Genomic DNA, 17,212 nt, shown 5'->3' with positions numbered 1-17,212 from the left:
TCCGTCCGGCCTTACCAAAATGCCCTGACAAATCCGTGTCACGGTTGTGCCATTCTTTAAATTGGTATAGGTACAGCCTGCTGCGATGCAGCAACGAACAGGATGGTCTTGGGGAGACCTGTCGCTGAATTTCCGGCTGACGGATCATGAAGACCGCCTGATGACATTCCAGCCCGGGGGATAACCCATTGCAAATTCGGGTACAAAGTCGGGCTTGACCGAGACGGAGACTTTCTGTGAATAGCGATTTTCTGCCGCGTTTGCGGGCTGAATGGCTTGGCAACATCCGCGCCGATGTGCTTTCGGGCCTTGTCGTTGCGCTGGCCCTGATCCCGGAGGCCATTGCCTTTTCCATCATTGCCGGTGTTGACCCGAAGGTCGGGCTTTATGCCTCCTTCTCGATTGCCGTGATCACCGCCATCTTTGGCGGCCGTCCGGGCATGATTTCGGCAGCCACCGCCGCCACCGCCGTTCTGATGGGATCGCTTGTGCGCGAACACGGGCTGGATTATCTGCTGGCCGCGACCGTTCTGGCGGGCGTCCTTCAGATGCTGGCCGGTGCACTTCGTCTGGGATCGTTGATGCGCTTTGTTTCCAAGTCGGTGATGACCGGCTTTGTCAATGCGCTCGCCATCCTGATCTTCATGGCCCAGCTGCCTGAACTGACCAATGTCAGCTACATGACCTATGTGATGGTCGCAGGTGGCCTTGCCATCATCTATCTGTTCCCGCTCATCACCAAGGTCATCCCCTCGCCGCTGATTTGCATTGTCGTTCTGACCGGCCTGTCGTTCTTTATCGATGCCGATCTGCGCACTGTGGGCGATATGGGCGCGCTGCCCGATGCCTTCCCGGCGATCTATTTCCCGGATGTGCCGCTGAACCTTGATACCTTCCTGATCATCCTGCCCTATTCGGCGGCGGTCGCGGCTGTGGGTCTTCTGGAAAGTCTGATGACGGCGCAGATCGTTGATGATCTGACCGACACCTCATCGAACCGCACGCGCGAATGCTATGGTCAGGGGATCGCCAACTTCTTTACCGGCTTTATCGGCGGTATGGCGGGTTGTGCGATGATCGGCCAGTCGGTGATCAACGTCAAATCGGGTGGCCGTTGCCGCCTTTCGACCTTCCTTGCCGGTATCTTCCTTCTGATCCTGATTGTGGTTCTGGGCGATCTGGTGGCAATCATTCCGATGGCCGCCCTTGTCGCGATCATGATCATGGTGTCGATCGGGACATTCAGCTGGTCCTCGATCAAGGACCTCAAGACCCATCCGCGCAGCTCGTCGATCGTAATGCTGGCCACCGTGATCACGGTGGTGGGGTCGCACAACCTTGCAATCGGTGTTCTGGTCGGTGTGTTGCTTTCGGGTATCTTCTTTGCCTGGAAGATCGCGCAGATTTTCCGTGTTACCAGCACACTGTCGGATGACAGCACGCACCGCACCTATGAAGTGCGCGGCCAGATCTTCTTTGCCTCGGTCGAAGACTTCACCAAGGCATTTGATTTCCGCGAAGCGCTCGACAAGGTCACGATTGATGTCAGCCACGCGCATATCTGGGACATTTCAAGTGTTGCAGCCCTTGATATGGTCGTGCTCAAATTCCGCCGTGAAGGGGCCGAGGTCGAATTGATCGGTCTCAATGAAGCCAGCGAGACAATCGTCGATAAACTGGCCATCCACGACAAGCCCGGCGCGCTTGAACGCCTGATGGGCCACTAGGGAAACTGGGAAAGGAAACGATCCATGACACATCTGATCGCACTGATCGATGGATCAGGCTATTCGCAAAGTGTATGCGACCTGACCCGCTGGGTGGCAGAACGCACCGACGCATCGGTCGAACTGATGCATGTGCTGGGCCGGCGCAATACCGATTCCGAACCGGCCGACCTGAGTGGCAGCCTCAAACTCGGTGCCCGTTCAGCACTGCTCAAGGAGCTGGCGGATCTCGACGAGCAGAAAAACAAGCTCGAACTCAAGCGCGGTCGCCTGCTGCTTGAAGAAGCCAAGACCGGGCTGAGCGAACAGGGTGTTGAAACGGTTACCACCAAACTGCGCCATGGTGATCTCATCGAAACCATCGCCGAGTTCGAAGGTGATGCCGATCTGATTCTGGTCGGCAAACGCGGCGAGGCCGCCGATTTTGCCAAATTGCATCTGGGTTCGAACCTGGAACGGGTTGTGCGTTCGGCCAAGAAACCGGTGCTTGTCGCGTCACGCGCATTCAAGCCGATCAACAAGTTCCTGATTGCCTTTGATGGCGGTGAAAGCGCGATGAAGGCTGTCCGCCACATTGCATCGGGCAAGCTGTTTACCGGCCTGCACTGCACGTTGCTTTCGGTTGGCAAGCCAAACGACACGCTGCAGGCAAAGCTTGATGAAGCCGCAGGCATCCTGCGCAATGCGGGCTACACGGTCGATGCCGGATTTGCATCGGGCGAGCCCGAAGACGTGATCAAGGACAAGATCGAAGCGGAAAATATCGACCTTCTGGTCATGGGCGCCTATGGCCATTCGCGCATCCGCAACCTGATCATCGGCAGCACCACCACCGAAATGGTCCGGTCCTGCCATGTCCCGGTGATGATGTTCCGTTAATATCATCCTGCACAAAATCAAAAAGCCCGGCAGAATTCCTGCCGGGCTTTTCTTTTGTCCGAAGAATATCCGTAAGTGACTACTGCAACAGGAAACGCCCCATATTGTTGTTGATCTGGCGTTCCAGCTCGCGGTCCAGATCCATCAAAAGGGCGGTTGTCTCATCGTAAATCGCCTGTTCGCGTTCTGACACCGACATTGATTCAGACAGTGTGCGCGAACGGGCCGCCATCGCGCTGACTTCACCCTTGGGCGTGCCGTTGGCGGCAAGCAGTTCAAGCTTGGCTGCGATCTTGAGGTCAATCTTGTCGGACTGATCATCGGTGAACACGCCCTTGATGCCCTTGGTGGTTTTAAGCGCATTCGAGGTTACTGATGCCTCGGTCACGCTATAACGCAGCATGTCACTGGTGCCTGCGGTCTGGATGCGGTCATCGGGCCAGTTCATTGCCATACGGCCCGGATTGAACGGCAAGGAGGACTGGATTGATCCATCCTCGGTGTTCGACCATGCAGCGACCTTTTCAATCGGACCGGCAGCAAAGACAATCGGATCAAGATGGCGCCATGTCACATCGGGATAGGTCGCGACCGGACCACTTGTGCAAGCCGCCATCAGCGCAAGTGCAGCCCCGGCAACAACGGCGCGCAGGCCCTTGATGGACAAAACCGTCATGTCTTCGATCTCCTTTGCTTGTTCGTTCATTCGCGCACATAAAAAAACAACGCCACCATGGCGCGTCAGGACGATGATCCTGTCATGGTGACGTTGCTTTAGGATTAAGGCAAGGCTGTGACGAACAGCAGCGCATCACAGCCGCTGACGCCTTTATCAGATTTTCGGTGATGCCGCGTCCGGCGCGTCCGCCTTCAGTGCGCGCAGATCAGCCTCGTTAAAGCCATAGCGCGTATTGCAGAACTGGCACGATACGCCGACCTCGCCGGTATCGTCCTCGCGCATCGACAAAAGCTCATCAAGCGGATAGGTCACAAGCGCACCTTCGATCTTTTCGCGCGAACAGCGGCACTTGAACTGAAGCTGGGTCTGATCAAAGACGCGCGGTTCCTCGTCATGGAACAGGCGCCAGATCAGGTCATGGGCCGAAAGCGAGATATCAACCAGCTCGTTTTCCGTCGCACTGGCCATCAGGATGGTCGACCGGTTCCAGTCTTCAGATACCTTTTCAGCCTCTTCGGGGGTGCTCGCATCGCCCGATGCGCTGACCGGCATTTTTTGCAGGAACAGCCCACCGACCCACCAGTCATCCGCGGTCTCGCCGCGATGAACTTCGAGTTTGAACGACGTTTCAAGCTGTTCGGACTGGCGGAAATAGGCCTCTGCACATTGCGCCAGGGTCTCACCCTCAAGCGAGACAATCCCCTGATAGCGGTCATGCTCGTCACCCTGATCAACCGTAAAGGCAATATGCCCGCGCCCCATCAGTTTCAGAACCTGCCCGCGCAGCGCCTCTTCGCCGCCTTCTTCCTCGGCAATCATCGCTTTCAGGCGATCTTCATCCACCCGCAGGCAGGCGCGTACATTGCCCGCACTGTCGACATCAACCACCAGCATGCTGATCGGCCCGTCCGAGCTGGTCTGAAGGGTAAAAAGCCCTTCATATTTCAGCGAGGAAGACAGCAATACGGCAAGGCCGATGATCTCGCCCAACAGATGGTTGGCAAGCGGCGGATAGTTGTGCTGGCCGATGATGGTCTGCACCGTCGGGCCAAGGCGCGTGAAGCGGCCACGGATATTGGAATGATCCAGCGTGAAGGGCTGGCAAAAATCGACAGCGATCTGCATTTTCGGGTTCCGCGTTTTTACGTGTTCCGGGGCGTATAACAACGGCCGAACCGCATTGTCCAGCCATGTCTCGCCAAAGCAAAGGGGCGAACATCGCTGTCCGCCCCGAAATTCTGATGCTTATTTAATCAACATCCTCAGGAAGGCAAGCCGTTCAGGCAGTATAGCAGAACCCCTTTTTGTGCATGCAGGCGGTTTTCCGCCTCGTCAAACACAACAGACTGCGGTCCGTCGATCACCGCATCGGTGACTTCCTCGTTGCGATGTGCCGGCAGGCAATGCATGAAGATCGCATCATCCTTGGCCTGTGCCATGGTGGTCTCGTTAACCTGATAGGGGGCAAGTGCCGCCATGCGGGCATCATAATCTTCATCCCCCATCGAGACCCAGCAATCGGTCACGACCACATCGGCCCCTTCAAGCGCGCTGTCCATATCGGTCAGGCGCACTTTGCCGCCTTCGGCATTGGCACTTTCAATCAGGCCCTGATTGGGGCGATAGCCTGCCGGGCAGGCCATATCCAGCGCAAAGCCGAATTTCGGCGAGGCATGAATGAAGGATGCCGATACGTTATTGCCATCGCCAAGCCATGCGAACTTAAGGCCCTCAAGCGTGCCTTTATGTTCCTTGATGGTCATCAGATCGGCCATGATCTGGCACGGGTGGCTTTGATCGGTCAGACCGTTGATCACCGGCACCGTGGCATATTTTGCCATTTCCAGAAGCTTGGACTCATCAGTGGTCCGGATCATGATCGCATCAACAAAGCGCGACAGAACGCGTGCGGTATCGGCAATGGTTTCCCCACGGCCAAGCTGGCTGCTGTCGGCATCAAGCACGACAACATCGCCGCCAAGCTGGCGCATGCCAACCTCGAACGACACGCGCGTACGGGTCGAAGGTTTTTCAAAAATCAAAGCCAGCGTCTTGCCCGCCAGCGGTTTTACCCCAAACGGTGCATTCCCGGCCTTCTCGGAGTCGCCAAGGGCCAGAATATCTTTAAGCTCGCTTGCCGACATTTTGTCGAGATCAAGAAAATGGCGAATATCAGTCATAGTCTTATTTCCTTCCCCGCCCTTATCTGCCAAGGGCTGCCGCGGCTGCATCAATGGCAACCAGTGCTTCGTCAACATGGGTTTTGGTGATGTTTAGCGGCGGCAAAATACGCACCACATTGTCCCCTGCGGGTACTGTCAAAAGGTTCAGCTCGCGCAGTTTGGCAACAACATCAACATTGGCCGGCTTGGTTTTCATCCCCAGCAACAGCCCCATGCCACGCACTTCTTCAATAAAGCCCGGATGCTTGCGTTCAATCACCTCAAGGCCATCAACAATCAGACGGCTCATTTCCAGAACGTGATCCATGAAACCGGGTTTGAGCACTTCATCAAGCACCGCATTGGCGGCCGCCATGGCAAGCGGGTTACCGCCAAAGGTCGTGCCATGCATACCCGCCGGGATCGCACTTGCCGCCTTTTCATTGGCAAGCAATGCCCCAACCGGGAAACCACCGCCCAGCCCCTTGGCCGAGGAAATGATATCCGGCACCATGTCCGACCATTCATAGGCAAACAGCTTGCCCGTCCGGCCGATACCGGTCTGAACTTCGTCAAACATGACCAGCATGCCAAACTCGTCCGCCGCCTTGCGCACACCTTCAAGATAGCCTTCCGGCGGGCGGCAAATACCACCTTCCCCCTGGATCGGCTCAATCAGGATACCACCGGTATTGGGCGTGATCGCATTGCGCAGCTCGTTCAGGTTGCCAAACGCCACCCGGTCAAAGCCATCGGGCATCGGCCCGAAACCTTCGCGATATTTGTCGCTATAGCCCGCCGTCAGCGTGCCAAGGGTTCTGCCATGGAACGCATTGGTCGCAACCAAAATCCGGTTCTTGTCGGGATTGCCCGCCACATGCTGATAGCGCCTGAGCATCTTGATGCCCGCCTCGTTGGCCTCTGCCCCGGAGTTACAGAAAAACACCGTATCGGCAAAGCTGTTGGCCACCAGCCGCTCGGCCAGTTTTTCCTGCCCCGGAATCCGATAAAGGTTCGAGGTATGCCAAAGCTTTTCGACCTGCTCGGTCAGTTTTTTAACCAGATGCGGGTGCGAGTGCCCCAGCGTATTGACGGCAATACCCGTCCCGAAATCAAGGAATCGTCGGCCGCCCTGCGCATAGAGATAAGGTCCTTCACCTTTCTCAAAGGCCAGATCGGCCCGCGCGTAAGTCGGCATGACGGGAGTAATCACTTTCTTATTCCTCAATTCGGGTAAAATCACATTCCTGACTATCTGGTCAGGTTCCAGCGGAATACCGGGAAGCCGGGGAGTATCAAGAGATTCCATCCCCCTGTCAACGCCGCAAAACCCCTTAGTTTGTCTCTCTGATCGCAACTGCGAAAAGCAAAACGGGCGGCACCATAAAACCGATGCCGCCCGTTTTGTCATTTAGCTGGCCCAAAAGCCGAATTGTGCGCCCTAGGCCTTGAGCTTGTAGCCGCTTTTGATCATGCGATAGCACAGCATCCAAAGGGCGGCATTTACCGCCGCCAGCACAACAACACCGGTCATGATCGTGCCATCCGAAATCCCGGTAAAGCCATAGCGGAACCCGTCAATCATGTAGAAGAACGGATTGAAATGCACCAGCACCTGACCGGCTTCGGGCAGGCTTTCTGCGCTGTAGAACGTGCCCGACAGGAACGACAACGGTGTGACAACAAAGTTGGTCACAACCGCGATATGGTCAAACTTCTCCGCCCAGACGCCACCGGCAATCCCCAAAAGCGACAGCATCAGCGATGCCGAAAAACCGAAATACAAGATCGCCCAGATGTTGTGAATCGCGACATCGACAAAGAATGACATGAAGATCGCCGTCACAACGCCGACAACCACCCCGCGCGTCACCGCACCAAAGGCAAAACCGGCAACCATTTCACCAGGCGACAGTGGCGGCATCAGGATATCAACGATGTTGCCCTGAACCTTTGCAATCGTGATCGAGCTGGAAGTATTGGCAAAGGCATTCTGCACCATGGTCATCATGATCAGACCCGGGGCGAGGAAGGTGGCAAACGCGATGCCGTTCACCGTTTCAACAGCACGCCCAAGGGCCAGCAGGAAAACAGCAAGAAACAGCAGACTGGTCACAACTGGTGCTGCAACCGTTTGCAAATAGACATTCAAAAACCGACGGACTTCTTTGGCATAAAGGGTCCAAAGTCCAAGCCAGTTCACAGCCCCCATATGACGCGGGGCAAGAGCAGGTTGCTCTGACTCGTTCATGGAATTTCCTTCGGAAAAATGCAGACAATTGCGCGTAAAATAGGGAGAGTGGGGGCACACTTGCAAGGGTGTGAATTCATTCATAGTGGCAGCCATGCGAGACAAACATCGTCAAAGCCCGGAAACCAGCGACTCAGAGCCGGAAAAAAAGCCCGCCGGAAATGCGCGTTTTTCAAGCCGATCAGACAAAAAGTCGAAAACCCGGTCATATGAGCCCAAACGCCCGCGCAAGGTCACCCGTGACTATCTGATGAATTATGCCACCTGGTATCTCGAACGCTTTGCTGCGTCGCGTGCCCGGCTTGAAACGCTGATGCGCGGGAAAATTCGCCTGTCGGTCGCAGAACACGGCACCGACCCGGACGAAGCCGTCGCGTGGATGAATTCGGTGCTTTCGGCTTGCGAAAAGGCGGGATTCATCAATGACGATGCCTATGCCAAGGGACGCGCACGTTCCTTGCTGCGCCGGGGCAAGGCGCTCCGCGTGATTGCCGCCGATCTGTCATCGCGCGGCATTGCCAGTGATCAGGTCGATGCGGCCCTGGCCGAACTCAAGGCCGAGGCCGATGACGCCGCCTATGAAGAAGTACGCGGCACGGACCCGAACATCGCCGCCGCCGCCGCCTATGCCCGTCGCCGACGTCTTGGCCCGTGGCGCCGCCCCGACATCCGAGAAGAAAAACGCGACAAGGATATGGCCGCCCTTGCCCGACAGGGTTTTGGCTATGACACCGCCACCCGCATCATCAATAGCGAGATCGAGGAACTTGAAGACCTGCTGTCGATGATCGACGGCATTTGATCAGCCCGCCAAAGCCGGGTATCACTAAACAACACCCAGACACCCGCTGATACGGAGAGCCCACCCATGATGGTCCGCATCTACCACAATCCGCGCTGCTCGAAATCGCGCCAGACCCTGGCCCTGATCGAAGAACAGGGCATCACGCCCGATGTGATCGCCTATCTCGACACCCCGCCCACCCCACAGGAACTTTCAGGCATCCTTGATATGCTCGGCATGAAGCCCGAAGACATCCTGCGCAAAAAAGAAGCCAAAGAAGAAGGCATTGCCGATCTGCGCGGCGACGAGTTGATCGAAGCCCTGTGTGCCCACCCGCGCGCCCTTGAACGCCCGATTGTGGTCAATGGTGACAAGGCCGTTCTTGGCCGTCCGCCGGAAAATGTTCTGGAAATTCTGTAACGCCGTTATCAACAGGTTCCCGCCTTCGCGGGAACGACGGAACAATTTTCGTCATGCCCGCGTAGGCGGGCATCCAAACAGCGCAAAAACAAACGATCTCAAACGCCTGTGCCCACTCGGCACGGGCGTTTTGCGTAATTAATAAAAGTAGAACACCCCCGGACGTATTATGTCTTGCGCAGAAAAACATGCATGTACCCGTGGGGAGGTCGCCCGTGATTGCTGCTTTTGCTCTGATCCTCGTTTGCCAGCTCTTTGGCGAGGTGGTCTCGGAACTTTTTGATCTGCCGGTGCCCGGACCGGTCATTGGTCTGGTGTTGCTGTTTGTTGGTCTTCTGATCAAACGCAAGCCGCCCAAGGTGCTGACAGATGCGGCCGACAATCTTTTGATTCATTTCTCATTGCTGTTCGTTCCGGCCGGTGTCGGGGTTGTCACCCAGATTGATCGCCTTAAAGGTGACTGGCTGCCGATTGCGGCAGCCCTGATCATCTCCACCCTGCTCGCCATGGTGCTGACCGCGCTTTTGATGTCGAAACTGCTGCCCAAGGCCAAACCGGGCGAAAGTCTGGAGGACGGGCAATGAACGAGACCGATATCACCCAGCTTTGGGTTTACCTGTCCGCCAAACCGCTCACAGGGCTGACCATCACGCTTGTCGCCTATGCCATCGGTTTCTGGCTCTATCAGAAAAGTGATCGCAACCCGATCTGCAATCCGGTGGTGATCGCGATTGCCCTGATTGCCCTGTTGCTGAAAGCCACCGGCACCCCCTATGCCACCTATTTCGAAGGTGCGCAGTTCGTCCACTTCCTGTTGGGTCCGGCGACCGTGGCCCTTGCCGTACCCCTGTTTCGCCAGACCGAAACGCTTAAACGCGCGCTGCCCGTCATCGCCTTTGGCGTTTTGTTCGGATCCCTGGTTGCCAGTGCCAGCACGGTCATTCTGGCCTGGGCATTGGGCGCAAGCCCGGAAACGCTGGCCTCCCTTGCCCCGAAATCGGTCACGACACCGGTTGCGATGGGCATTGCCGAAAATATCGGCGGGGTTCCGGCCCTGACCGCGGTTTGCGTAATCGCCACAGGCATTGTCGGCGCCACACTTGGCCCGATGGTGATGAATATGGCGCGTCTCAAGGACTGGCGGGCACGCGGCTTTGCCATGGGGGTGGCATCGCATGGCATCGGCACCGCACGTGCCTTTCAGGTCAATGAAACCGCCGGGGCCTTTTCCGGCCTTGCCATGGGGCTCAACACCCTGGCCACGGCATTGACCATTCCGTTCCTGTGGCACTGGATATTCGGCTAGGCGACCATGCCTCTTGAAATGCTTCCATAAAACCGGAATGCTAACAACACGAACAGGGGCACGGGCCATAACAAGAAAGCCCATCACGCAAAGGAACGGACATGAATATCAAGGTGTTTGGCGAACGTAATACCGGTACGAACGCCCTGATTTCGGTCATTCGCGGCAATTCCGGCTCTATCGTCTATCCAAGCGTTCTGGCCGAAATTTCCCCGGACGCACGCAAGAATCTTGCAATGATGATGCAGCTTGGCATTTCAAAAAAGGGATCCGAACAGCTGATTGATGCGACCTTCAAAGGCCGCCCGATCCTTCAACAGTGGAAACACGCTGCGACCTATTTTGACACAAGCACCATCACCGATGATGTCCACTTTGTCTTCACCACCCGCCATCCCCTGTCATGGCTGATTGGCCTGTTTCAAAAGCCCTATCATATCCTCACGCCCAAGCCGGACAACCTGATCGCGTTTTCGGAGATGAACTGGGAAACTGTGATCCGCGATAACTTGAAAAGCAAAACGTTCAAACCGCTTGATCTCTATGTCGAGAAGCTCAAATCCTATCGTGATCTGATGGGCAAGCTTGAAGCGCAGGGAATCGGATACACAATCATCAAGTTCGAAGATTTCGTCAGCGACCAAAAGGGCGTTTTCGAGCGCCTTCGCCCGCACCTGACCAACCCGACCGAGAACTTTCAGGAACTGACCAAATCGACCAAGGAAGCGGGCAAGGATTCGGCCTATTACCGCAATTACTACACCAAGGAAATCTGGCGTCAGGAATTCCCCGACATCGGGAAGGTACAGTTGCCCGATGAGTCCGAACTGTTCGAGTTCTTTGGCTACTCGTAACGCAAACTGGTGCTGAATTCAGGCAAAAGGGGTGGGACATGTCCCACCCCTTTTTACGTCGATCTCGCCAAAGCCAGTCCATCCCGGATGTTTAATCCGATCAGCCAGATATTGATCAGACCTGCCAGCAGCTCAAGAATCTGAACGCCGACAAAAAGGCCGTCAAACCGACCCTGTTGCGCAAGTATGGCCAGCGTAATCGCCGAAGGTGCGAGCACCAGTACGCCATTGGCCGCAATCACCTGCATCCGGCGAAGCTTGGTCTTGAGAATCCCGCTTGGCGTCCCGCCCGACAGGGCAAAACCCGACCCACCCGTTGCGATTAGTACAGGGATCAATCCGATCAATCCCCACGCAATGGCCGTCTTCACCAGCGTGATTTCGCCGATGTTTCCGCGCAGTTCAACAATAACCGTCGCCAGCCAGAAGCTGGCAATAAAACCAAGGGCTGCCATGCCCGCAACACGATGCAGGCGGCGCAGCAATAAACGATTGAATGTGGACATCGTAATCTCACTTTTCAGACAGGTTGATACGATGTGGCGCCACACACGATTTCGTCACCATACGTGACCGGGAAAACGCGACCGGTTGCCTGAACAAAACACTCGCGAACCGTTGGGTCATTGCGTACAGTACACAAATTAAATAGCACGCTATGTATTATATAGCAAGCTATGTATTTATATCGTCGAGAAGTTGCCATGCCCCTTGATCGCCGCCAATCCGCTGGATACATGACCAACTGGGCCGCCCGCCTGTTTGCGCGCGCCATTGATCAGAAACTCAAGCCGCTTGGACTAAGCAGCGGCTATCTGCCGGTATTTTTCGCCCTTGCCGATGGCAGTGCGCGCACGCAAAAGCAGTTGGCCCGCGATGCCAGCATCGAACAGCCCACCATGGCCGCGACCTTGAACCGGATGGAACGTGACGGGCTGATCACCCGCGAAAAGGACTCTGATGATCGCCGCGTTACCCATATCCGGCTCAGCGATCAGGCGCGGAAAAACGCCGCAGACATTCAGACCATCGTCAATCAGGTCAACGAAACCGCACTTTCGGGCTTAAACAGTCTGGAACAGCGGGTGTTTCTTGATGCGCTGGGCAAGGTTGCCACCGCCCTTACCAAGGCCGAGGACGCGGAATAATCGGCGCTTAGAGCAATTTCCGTTTAGATCGAAACGGAAATTGCTCTAGGGATCAGTAATCGACCTTGACGAAATAAAGCCCGTCGGCCGGTGCCGTCGGGCCAGCAGCGGCACGGTCGCAGGCCTCAAGCGCATATTTAACGTCAATCGGCTTCCAGTTACCCTTTCCGACCAGTACCAGTGTGCCAACCATGTTGCGCACCTGATGATGCAGGAAGGACCGGCTTTCGGTATGGACCCGGATTTCAAGCGGGTTTTCGATACCGCGCGTGACTTCCAGTTTTTCCAGCGTCTTGATCGGACTTTTGGCCTGACATTCACTGGCCCGGAAACTTGTGAAATCAAACGTGCCAATCAGGTGCTGGGCCGCTTCATTCATGGCATCAACATCAAGCGGCTTATAAATCCCCCACGCAAGCCCGGCCTCAAACGTCAGCGGGGCGCGACGGTTGATGATGCGATACATGTAGTAGCGCTTCTTTGATGAAAAGCGCGCATGGAAGTCCTCAGTGACTTCCTCGCACAGCTTGATCGCCACCGGATCAGGTTTCAGGTGATGGTTGATCGCATTCATCACCGCGTCCGCCGGGTAATATTTCGGCAGGTCGAAATGCACCACCTGCCCCAGCGCATGCACCCCGGCATCGGTCCGGCCCGACACATAGACGCGCACAAATGTCCCGACGAATTTTTCGATTGCGGCCTCAAAGACCTTCTGAACCGAAATCACTTCGTCCTGGTACTGCCAGCCGTGATAGGGGCGGCCATCATATTCGACGGTGCATTTATAGCGCTGCATGACCGATATAGTTGTCTGAACAAGTTATGCGCCCGGTTATAGCCGGGCTTGGAAACGAAAACGAGGGGCGAAATCGCCCCTCGTTCTCCGTCACACAAAGTCTGTGCGATTATTTCAGGTCGTCATTGCCGTAGCCAAGGCGCAGACGCAGTGCGTTCAGCTTGATAAAGCCTTCTGCATCATGCTGGTCATAGACCGTGTCGGCTTCGAACGTGACGTGTTCTTCCGAATAGATCGAGTTCGGCGACTTACGGCCGGTAACCGTGACATTGCCTTTGTAAAGATCAAGGCGCACGGTGCCGTTGACCGAACGCTGGGTATCGTCGATCAGGCGCTGCAGGGCCTGACGTTCCGGCGACCACCAGTAACCGTTATAGATCATCTCCGCATAACGCGGCATCAGCTCGTCCTTCAGGTGACCGGCATTACGATCAAGCGTGATGCTTTCCATTGCGCGGTGCGCGGTCAAAAGGATGGTGCCGCCCGGGGTTTCGTAAACACCGCGCGATTTCATGCCGACATAGCGGTTTTCAACCAGATCCAGACGACCGATACCGTTCTTGCCTGCCAGCTCATTGAGCTTGGTCAGCAAGGTAGCCGGGCTCATGCGTTCGCCGTTGATCGCAACCGGGTCACCCTTTTCGAATTCGATTTCGATGGTGGTGATCGCATCAGGTGCGTTCTGCGGGGAAACGGTGCGGACAAACATGTTTTCGTCCGGCTTGACCCACGGGTCTTCCAGCGCCTTGCCTTCATAGGAAATGTGCAGAAGGTTGGCATCGGTCGAATAGGGCGGCTCATCGCCACCGGCCTTGTCGGCCGAAATCGGAATCTGGTGCTTCTGGGCAAAGTCCAGAAGTGCTGTACGCGAATTCAGATCCCATTCACGCCACGGTGCGATAACCTTCACATCCGGCTTCAGGCCATAATAGCCGAGCTCGAAACGGACCTGATCGTTACCTTTGCCGGTGGCACCATGGGATACCGCATCGGCGCCGACTTCCTTGGCAATCTCGATCTGGCGCTTGGCGATCAGCGGACGCGCGATCGAGGTACCGAGCAGGTAAACACCTTCATAAAGTGCATTGGCGCGGAACATCGGGAAGACATAGTCGCGGACAAATTCTTCACGCAGATCTTCGATAAAGATCTGTTTGACGCCGAACATCTCTGCCTTTTTGCGGGCCGGCTCAAGCTCTTCGCCCTGGCCGAGGTCGGCGGTGAAGGTCACGACTTCGCAGTTATACTGTTCGCGAAGCCATTTCAGGATGATGGAGGTATCCAGACCGCCTGAATAGGCAAGGACGACCTTTTTGACCTGATCGCTCATGGGAGTGACGCCTTTCTTTTTCACTACACTTCAGGGACAGCCAAAATATGGTTGGTTTCTGCCCCTGCCACAGACGCAATCCATTGATTGCGTCAGGCCCCGGATCGCCCCGAAGGCGGCTCCGTCGGCTCTTTATATAAAGCCCGCAGATTTTATATAAAGAGCCCTAGACCTTGAGCGCGGAGTATAGGAAAACACTACTAAGGGGCAAGACCCAAGATGGGCTTGGCTCCAAAAAGGCACAAAAAGATCGCACTTTTTGCCCCGCTTTTGGAAAAATCCGCACCGAATGCTCAAGAATACCGAAGAAACCGAGATTGATCTGCCCAAAATCGGCCCGCTGCCGGTCCGTTTGCGCCCCAGTGCGCGCGCGACGCGACTCAAGCTGCGCATCGATCCGACATTTGACGGCATTGAAATCGTCGTGCCCAAAGGTGTGTCGCGCAAGATGGCGATTTCGATGCTCCATCAGCACGGCGACTGGGTCACCGCCCACATGCAACGCCTGCCCGAACGGGTGCAATTTGCGCCGGGCGCGTGGATTCCGTTTTTGGGCCACGATCACGCCATTCGCGCCGTCCCCGATGCAAAGCGCGGAGTCTGGGTCGAAGCTGGCGTCATCTGGGTATCGGGCCAGCCCGAGCATACCAACCGCCGGGTAACCGATTTTCTGAAAAAACAGGCCAAACTTGAAATCGCCCCGCGTGCGCACGCCTATGCCGAACAGATCAGTAAAAAGGTCAATCGCATCTCGCTAAAGGACACCCGGACACGCTGGGGCAGTTGTTCGTCATCGGGCAACCTGTCATTCAGCTGGCGGCTGGTGCTGGCCCCCGAGGATGTGCTGGATTACGTCGTCGCCCACGAAGTCGCGCATTTGCAGGAGCTTAATCACTCTGCCCGGTTCTGGGCCGTGGTTGATGATTTGTATGGCCCGTCAAAAAAGCAGCAACACTGGCTGAAGAAAAACGGGCCAGCCCTGCATCGCTATGGCGCAGGAACCTGACATTGCGCGCCGCCACCCGACCCCAACTGCAATACAAGCATCCCCCATATTCCGTTCGGAAAGACGCCCCGATATGCTGATCCCTGTTGAAACCCTTGCGATTTTCATCCCCACCGCGCTGGCGCTGAACATGACGCCGGGCAATGACATGCTGTTTTGTCTGGGTCAGGGCATCAAATCGGGACCCGCGGCGGGCAATGCGGCAAGTTTCGGGATTGCCACGGGGGCGCTGATCCACACCATGCTTGCGGGACTGGGTCTGGCGGCACTCGTTGCGGCCCATCCGGTGGCACTTGATGTGTTGCGCTGGGCTGGGATTGCTTATCTGGTGTGGCTGGCGATTGGCGCGTTTCGAAGTACAGATCAGCGCCTGAAACCCGCACAAACCAAGCGTTCCGGCGCGTTTGCCGCATGGCGGGACGGGATTGTGGTGAACCTGCTGAACCCCAAGATCATTGTCTTTGTGCTGGCGTTTATTCCGCAGTTTGTCGATGCGTCGCGCGGGTCGGTGTTGTTGCAGTTCCTGATTTTCGGGCTGATTTTGAATATCGGTGGGACGATTATCAATTGTCTGGTGGGCAGTTTTGCCGGGAAAATCGGCCAGCTTCTGTCACGATCTGCGAAGATTGCCCGCGCCTTTCAGATCGCGACCGGATGTATCTTTTTGGGGCTTGCCGCCAAGCTGGCAATCGATAAGGGAAATTGAATAATCCGGGGCATTATTCAAAATTTCTGAATAATCACTGTTTCACAGACCATCCGCGAAAACCCGACACATCAAATCCTCATACTATACAGCCACTCGCCCGCAGATTTGGCAATTCGGCCCGCAGGAATGCCAGAAAGCTTTTTTCCACCGCGCTCAGTTCACGTGACGAGGTAAACAGCGCGACATCCCATTCGATGGAGGGCGTCAAAGTCCGCGCGACCACCTTGTCGGTATCGGCCAGAAGGGCAGCGAACGGGTCGCTGACAGCAATGCCGACATTGCGTTCAACAAGGCGCGAGATTGTCCGGATCGTGCGGGCCTCGACCGCGATTTTGCGCGGCCAGCCGGCAATCTGGAAGATATAGTCGATCTTGGTGCGCAAGGGTGAGCCGATGGACAGCTCGACAAAATCCTCGCCGCGCAGCAAATCGATATCGATGGTTTCAAACTTTGCCAGTCGGTGATCAACCGGCATCAGGCACACCGCCCGTGATTGCGCAAGCGGGGTGATCACAACATCGGGGTCCTGCAGATCAAGGGTAATCCCGATGCCCAGATCGCATTGCCGGGTGGCAATCATATCAAGCATCCCTTCGAGTCCCGTATCAGTAATACTGATCGAAACGTTCGGGTGGTTCTGCTTGAACTTTGCAATGACATCAAGCAGATAAGTATCGACATAGATCGGCTGGGCGGCGATTCGGATTGCGCCGAGCTGATCATTGGCAATCGCACGCGCCTGGGTTTCAACCTCGCGAAAGGCATTCAGAGATCGCAGCACGGTTGCATGGAACTGCTGGGCCTCGCTGGTGGCGGTCAGCTGATTGCGTTTGCGGGTAAACAGTTCAAACCCGACCGATTTTTCAAAATTGTTCAGCAACCGGCTGACCATCGGCTGGGAAATGTTCATCGCCTGAGCCGCACGCGTTACAGAACCGTGGGTCATAAAGGCATTGAAACTTTCAAGTTCGCGCAGGTTCAAATCACTCTCTCCGACATTCGGCTTTCATCCGCACCGGGTCTTTCAGTATGTATTTTAGTTATACTGGAATTAATTTTTTGCGTCACCAGTTATGCTTTGGTTATGCAGGAAGGCACAAAAACAAAAGACAGAGTGAAAACCCGTCTGAGCTCCGGCAATCCTGCCACCACCATCCA

19 protein-coding genes are annotated in these 17,212 nt (G+C 55.9%); 10 read left to right on the top strand and 9 right to left on the bottom strand.

From position 1 onward, the window contains the following. Positions 1–236 precede the first annotated feature (236 nt). Positions 237–1,727: a SulP family inorganic anion transporter gene (locus AUQ43_RS00200; RefSeq protein ID WP_062953626.1), complete on the top strand. Its 1,491-nt coding sequence runs from the start codon at positions 237–239 to the stop codon at positions 1,725–1,727. 24 nt (positions 1,728–1,751) lie between these two features. Beyond that, a complete protein-coding gene (locus AUQ43_RS00195) occupies positions 1,752–2,606 on the top strand; it encodes a universal stress protein (protein WP_062953625.1) in 855 nt (284 codons plus the stop codon). 79 nt (positions 2,607–2,685) lie between these two features. Here the strand turns inward: AUQ43_RS00195 and AUQ43_RS00190 are convergent, their stop codons facing one another. The 5 genes from AUQ43_RS00190 to AUQ43_RS00170 form a co-directional block, all read right to left on the bottom strand. Continuing rightward, positions 2,686–3,312 carry a hypothetical protein gene (locus AUQ43_RS00190; protein WP_232310535.1) on the bottom strand — a complete coding sequence of 209 codons (627 nt, stop codon included), beginning with the start codon at positions 3,310–3,312 and terminating at the stop codon, positions 2,686–2,688. 126 nt (positions 3,313–3,438) lie between these two features. Further along, entirely contained in the window at positions 3,439–4,410 is a 972-nt protein-coding gene (locus AUQ43_RS00185) for an Hsp33 family molecular chaperone HslO (protein WP_062953624.1), read from the bottom strand. Positions 4,411–4,547: 137 nt separating this feature from the next. Next, positions 4,548–5,465, bottom strand: coding sequence for an ornithine carbamoyltransferase (gene argF, locus AUQ43_RS00180; protein WP_062953706.1), 918 nt, complete (start codon positions 5,463–5,465; stop codon positions 4,548–4,550). Between the two features lie 22 nt (positions 5,466–5,487). Further along, positions 5,488–6,645, bottom strand: a complete 1,158-nt coding sequence (locus AUQ43_RS00175; protein WP_062953623.1) for an aspartate aminotransferase family protein — start codon at positions 6,643–6,645, stop codon at positions 5,488–5,490. A gap of 243 nt (positions 6,646–6,888) precedes the next feature. After that, positions 6,889–7,698, bottom strand: coding sequence for an ABC transporter permease (locus AUQ43_RS00170; protein WP_062953622.1), 810 nt, complete (start codon positions 7,696–7,698; stop codon positions 6,889–6,891). 94 nt (positions 7,699–7,792) lie between these two features. Here AUQ43_RS00170 and AUQ43_RS00165 point away from each other — a divergent pair, with 94 nt between their 5' ends. The 5 genes from AUQ43_RS00165 (at position 7,793) to AUQ43_RS00145 (ending at position 11,062) form a co-directional block, all read left to right on the top strand. Beyond that, the gene (locus tag AUQ43_RS00165) at positions 7,793–8,500 is read left to right on the top strand and encodes a regulatory protein RecX (RefSeq protein WP_062953621.1); all 708 of its coding nucleotides are present in this window, start codon (positions 7,793–7,795) and stop codon (positions 8,498–8,500) included. A 66-nt stretch (positions 8,501–8,566) separates the two neighbouring features. Continuing rightward, a complete protein-coding gene (gene arsC, locus AUQ43_RS00160; RefSeq protein ID WP_062953620.1) occupies positions 8,567–8,902 on the top strand; it encodes an arsenate reductase (glutaredoxin) in 336 nt (111 codons plus the stop codon). A gap of 215 nt (positions 8,903–9,117) precedes the next feature. Next, entirely contained in the window at positions 9,118–9,486 is a 369-nt protein-coding gene (locus AUQ43_RS00155) for a CidA/LrgA family protein (RefSeq protein ID WP_062953619.1), read from the top strand. Next, positions 9,483–10,208 carry an LrgB family protein gene (locus AUQ43_RS00150; protein WP_062953618.1) on the top strand — a complete coding sequence of 242 codons (726 nt, stop codon included), beginning with the start codon at positions 9,483–9,485 and terminating at the stop codon, positions 10,206–10,208. Before AUQ43_RS00155 ends, AUQ43_RS00150 begins: the two co-directional genes overlap by 4 nt. 101 nt (positions 10,209–10,309) lie before the next feature. Next, complete coding sequence (locus AUQ43_RS00145; RefSeq protein WP_062953617.1) at positions 10,310–11,062, top strand: hypothetical protein; 753 nt, start codon at positions 10,310–10,312, stop codon at positions 11,060–11,062. A gap of 53 nt (positions 11,063–11,115) precedes the next feature. Here the strand turns inward: AUQ43_RS00145 and AUQ43_RS00140 are convergent, their stop codons facing one another. Beyond that, positions 11,116–11,568: a hypothetical protein gene (locus AUQ43_RS00140; protein WP_232310534.1), complete on the bottom strand. Its 453-nt coding sequence runs from the start codon at positions 11,566–11,568 to the stop codon at positions 11,116–11,118. Positions 11,569–11,766: 198 nt separating this feature from the next. Here AUQ43_RS00140 and AUQ43_RS00135 point away from each other — a divergent pair, with 198 nt between their 5' ends. Then, positions 11,767–12,210 carry a MarR family winged helix-turn-helix transcriptional regulator gene (locus AUQ43_RS00135; RefSeq protein ID WP_062953616.1) on the top strand — a complete coding sequence of 148 codons (444 nt, stop codon included), beginning with the start codon at positions 11,767–11,769 and terminating at the stop codon, positions 12,208–12,210. 52 nt (positions 12,211–12,262) lie between these two features. Here the strand turns inward: AUQ43_RS00135 and truA are convergent, their stop codons facing one another. Both truA and AUQ43_RS00125 read right to left on the bottom strand, forming a co-directional pair. Next, positions 12,263–13,009: a tRNA pseudouridine(38-40) synthase TruA gene (gene truA, locus AUQ43_RS00130; RefSeq protein ID WP_062953615.1), complete on the bottom strand. Its 747-nt coding sequence runs from the start codon at positions 13,007–13,009 to the stop codon at positions 12,263–12,265. Between the two features lie 109 nt (positions 13,010–13,118). Continuing rightward, positions 13,119–14,339, bottom strand: a complete 1,221-nt coding sequence (locus tag AUQ43_RS00125) for an argininosuccinate synthase (protein ID WP_062953614.1) — start codon at positions 14,337–14,339, stop codon at positions 13,119–13,121. Between the two features lie 289 nt (positions 14,340–14,628). On the opposite strand from AUQ43_RS00125, the gene AUQ43_RS00120 reads away from it, so the two are divergent. Together AUQ43_RS00120 and AUQ43_RS00115 are read left to right on the top strand one after the other, a co-directional pair. Then, on the top strand, positions 14,629–15,345 hold the full coding sequence (locus AUQ43_RS00120) for a M48 family metallopeptidase (protein WP_062953613.1): 717 nt from the start codon (positions 14,629–14,631) through the stop codon (positions 15,343–15,345). A 73-nt stretch (positions 15,346–15,418) separates the two neighbouring features. After that, positions 15,419–16,051 carry a LysE family translocator gene (locus tag AUQ43_RS00115; RefSeq protein WP_062953612.1) on the top strand — a complete coding sequence of 211 codons (633 nt, stop codon included), beginning with the start codon at positions 15,419–15,421 and terminating at the stop codon, positions 16,049–16,051. Between the two features lie 79 nt (positions 16,052–16,130). Here AUQ43_RS00115 and AUQ43_RS00110 read toward each other — a convergent pair whose 3' ends face one another. Further along, a complete protein-coding gene (locus AUQ43_RS00110; RefSeq protein WP_062953611.1) occupies positions 16,131–17,036 on the bottom strand; it encodes a LysR family transcriptional regulator in 906 nt (301 codons plus the stop codon). Positions 17,037–17,212 lie beyond the last annotated feature (176 nt).

It is taken from the genome of Thalassospira sp. MCCC 1A01148 (genome assembly GCF_001613795.1).
GTDB lineage: Bacteria > Pseudomonadota > Alphaproteobacteria > Rhodospirillales > Thalassospiraceae > Thalassospira.
This window is presented reverse-complemented; position numbering and strand designations above follow the sequence as displayed.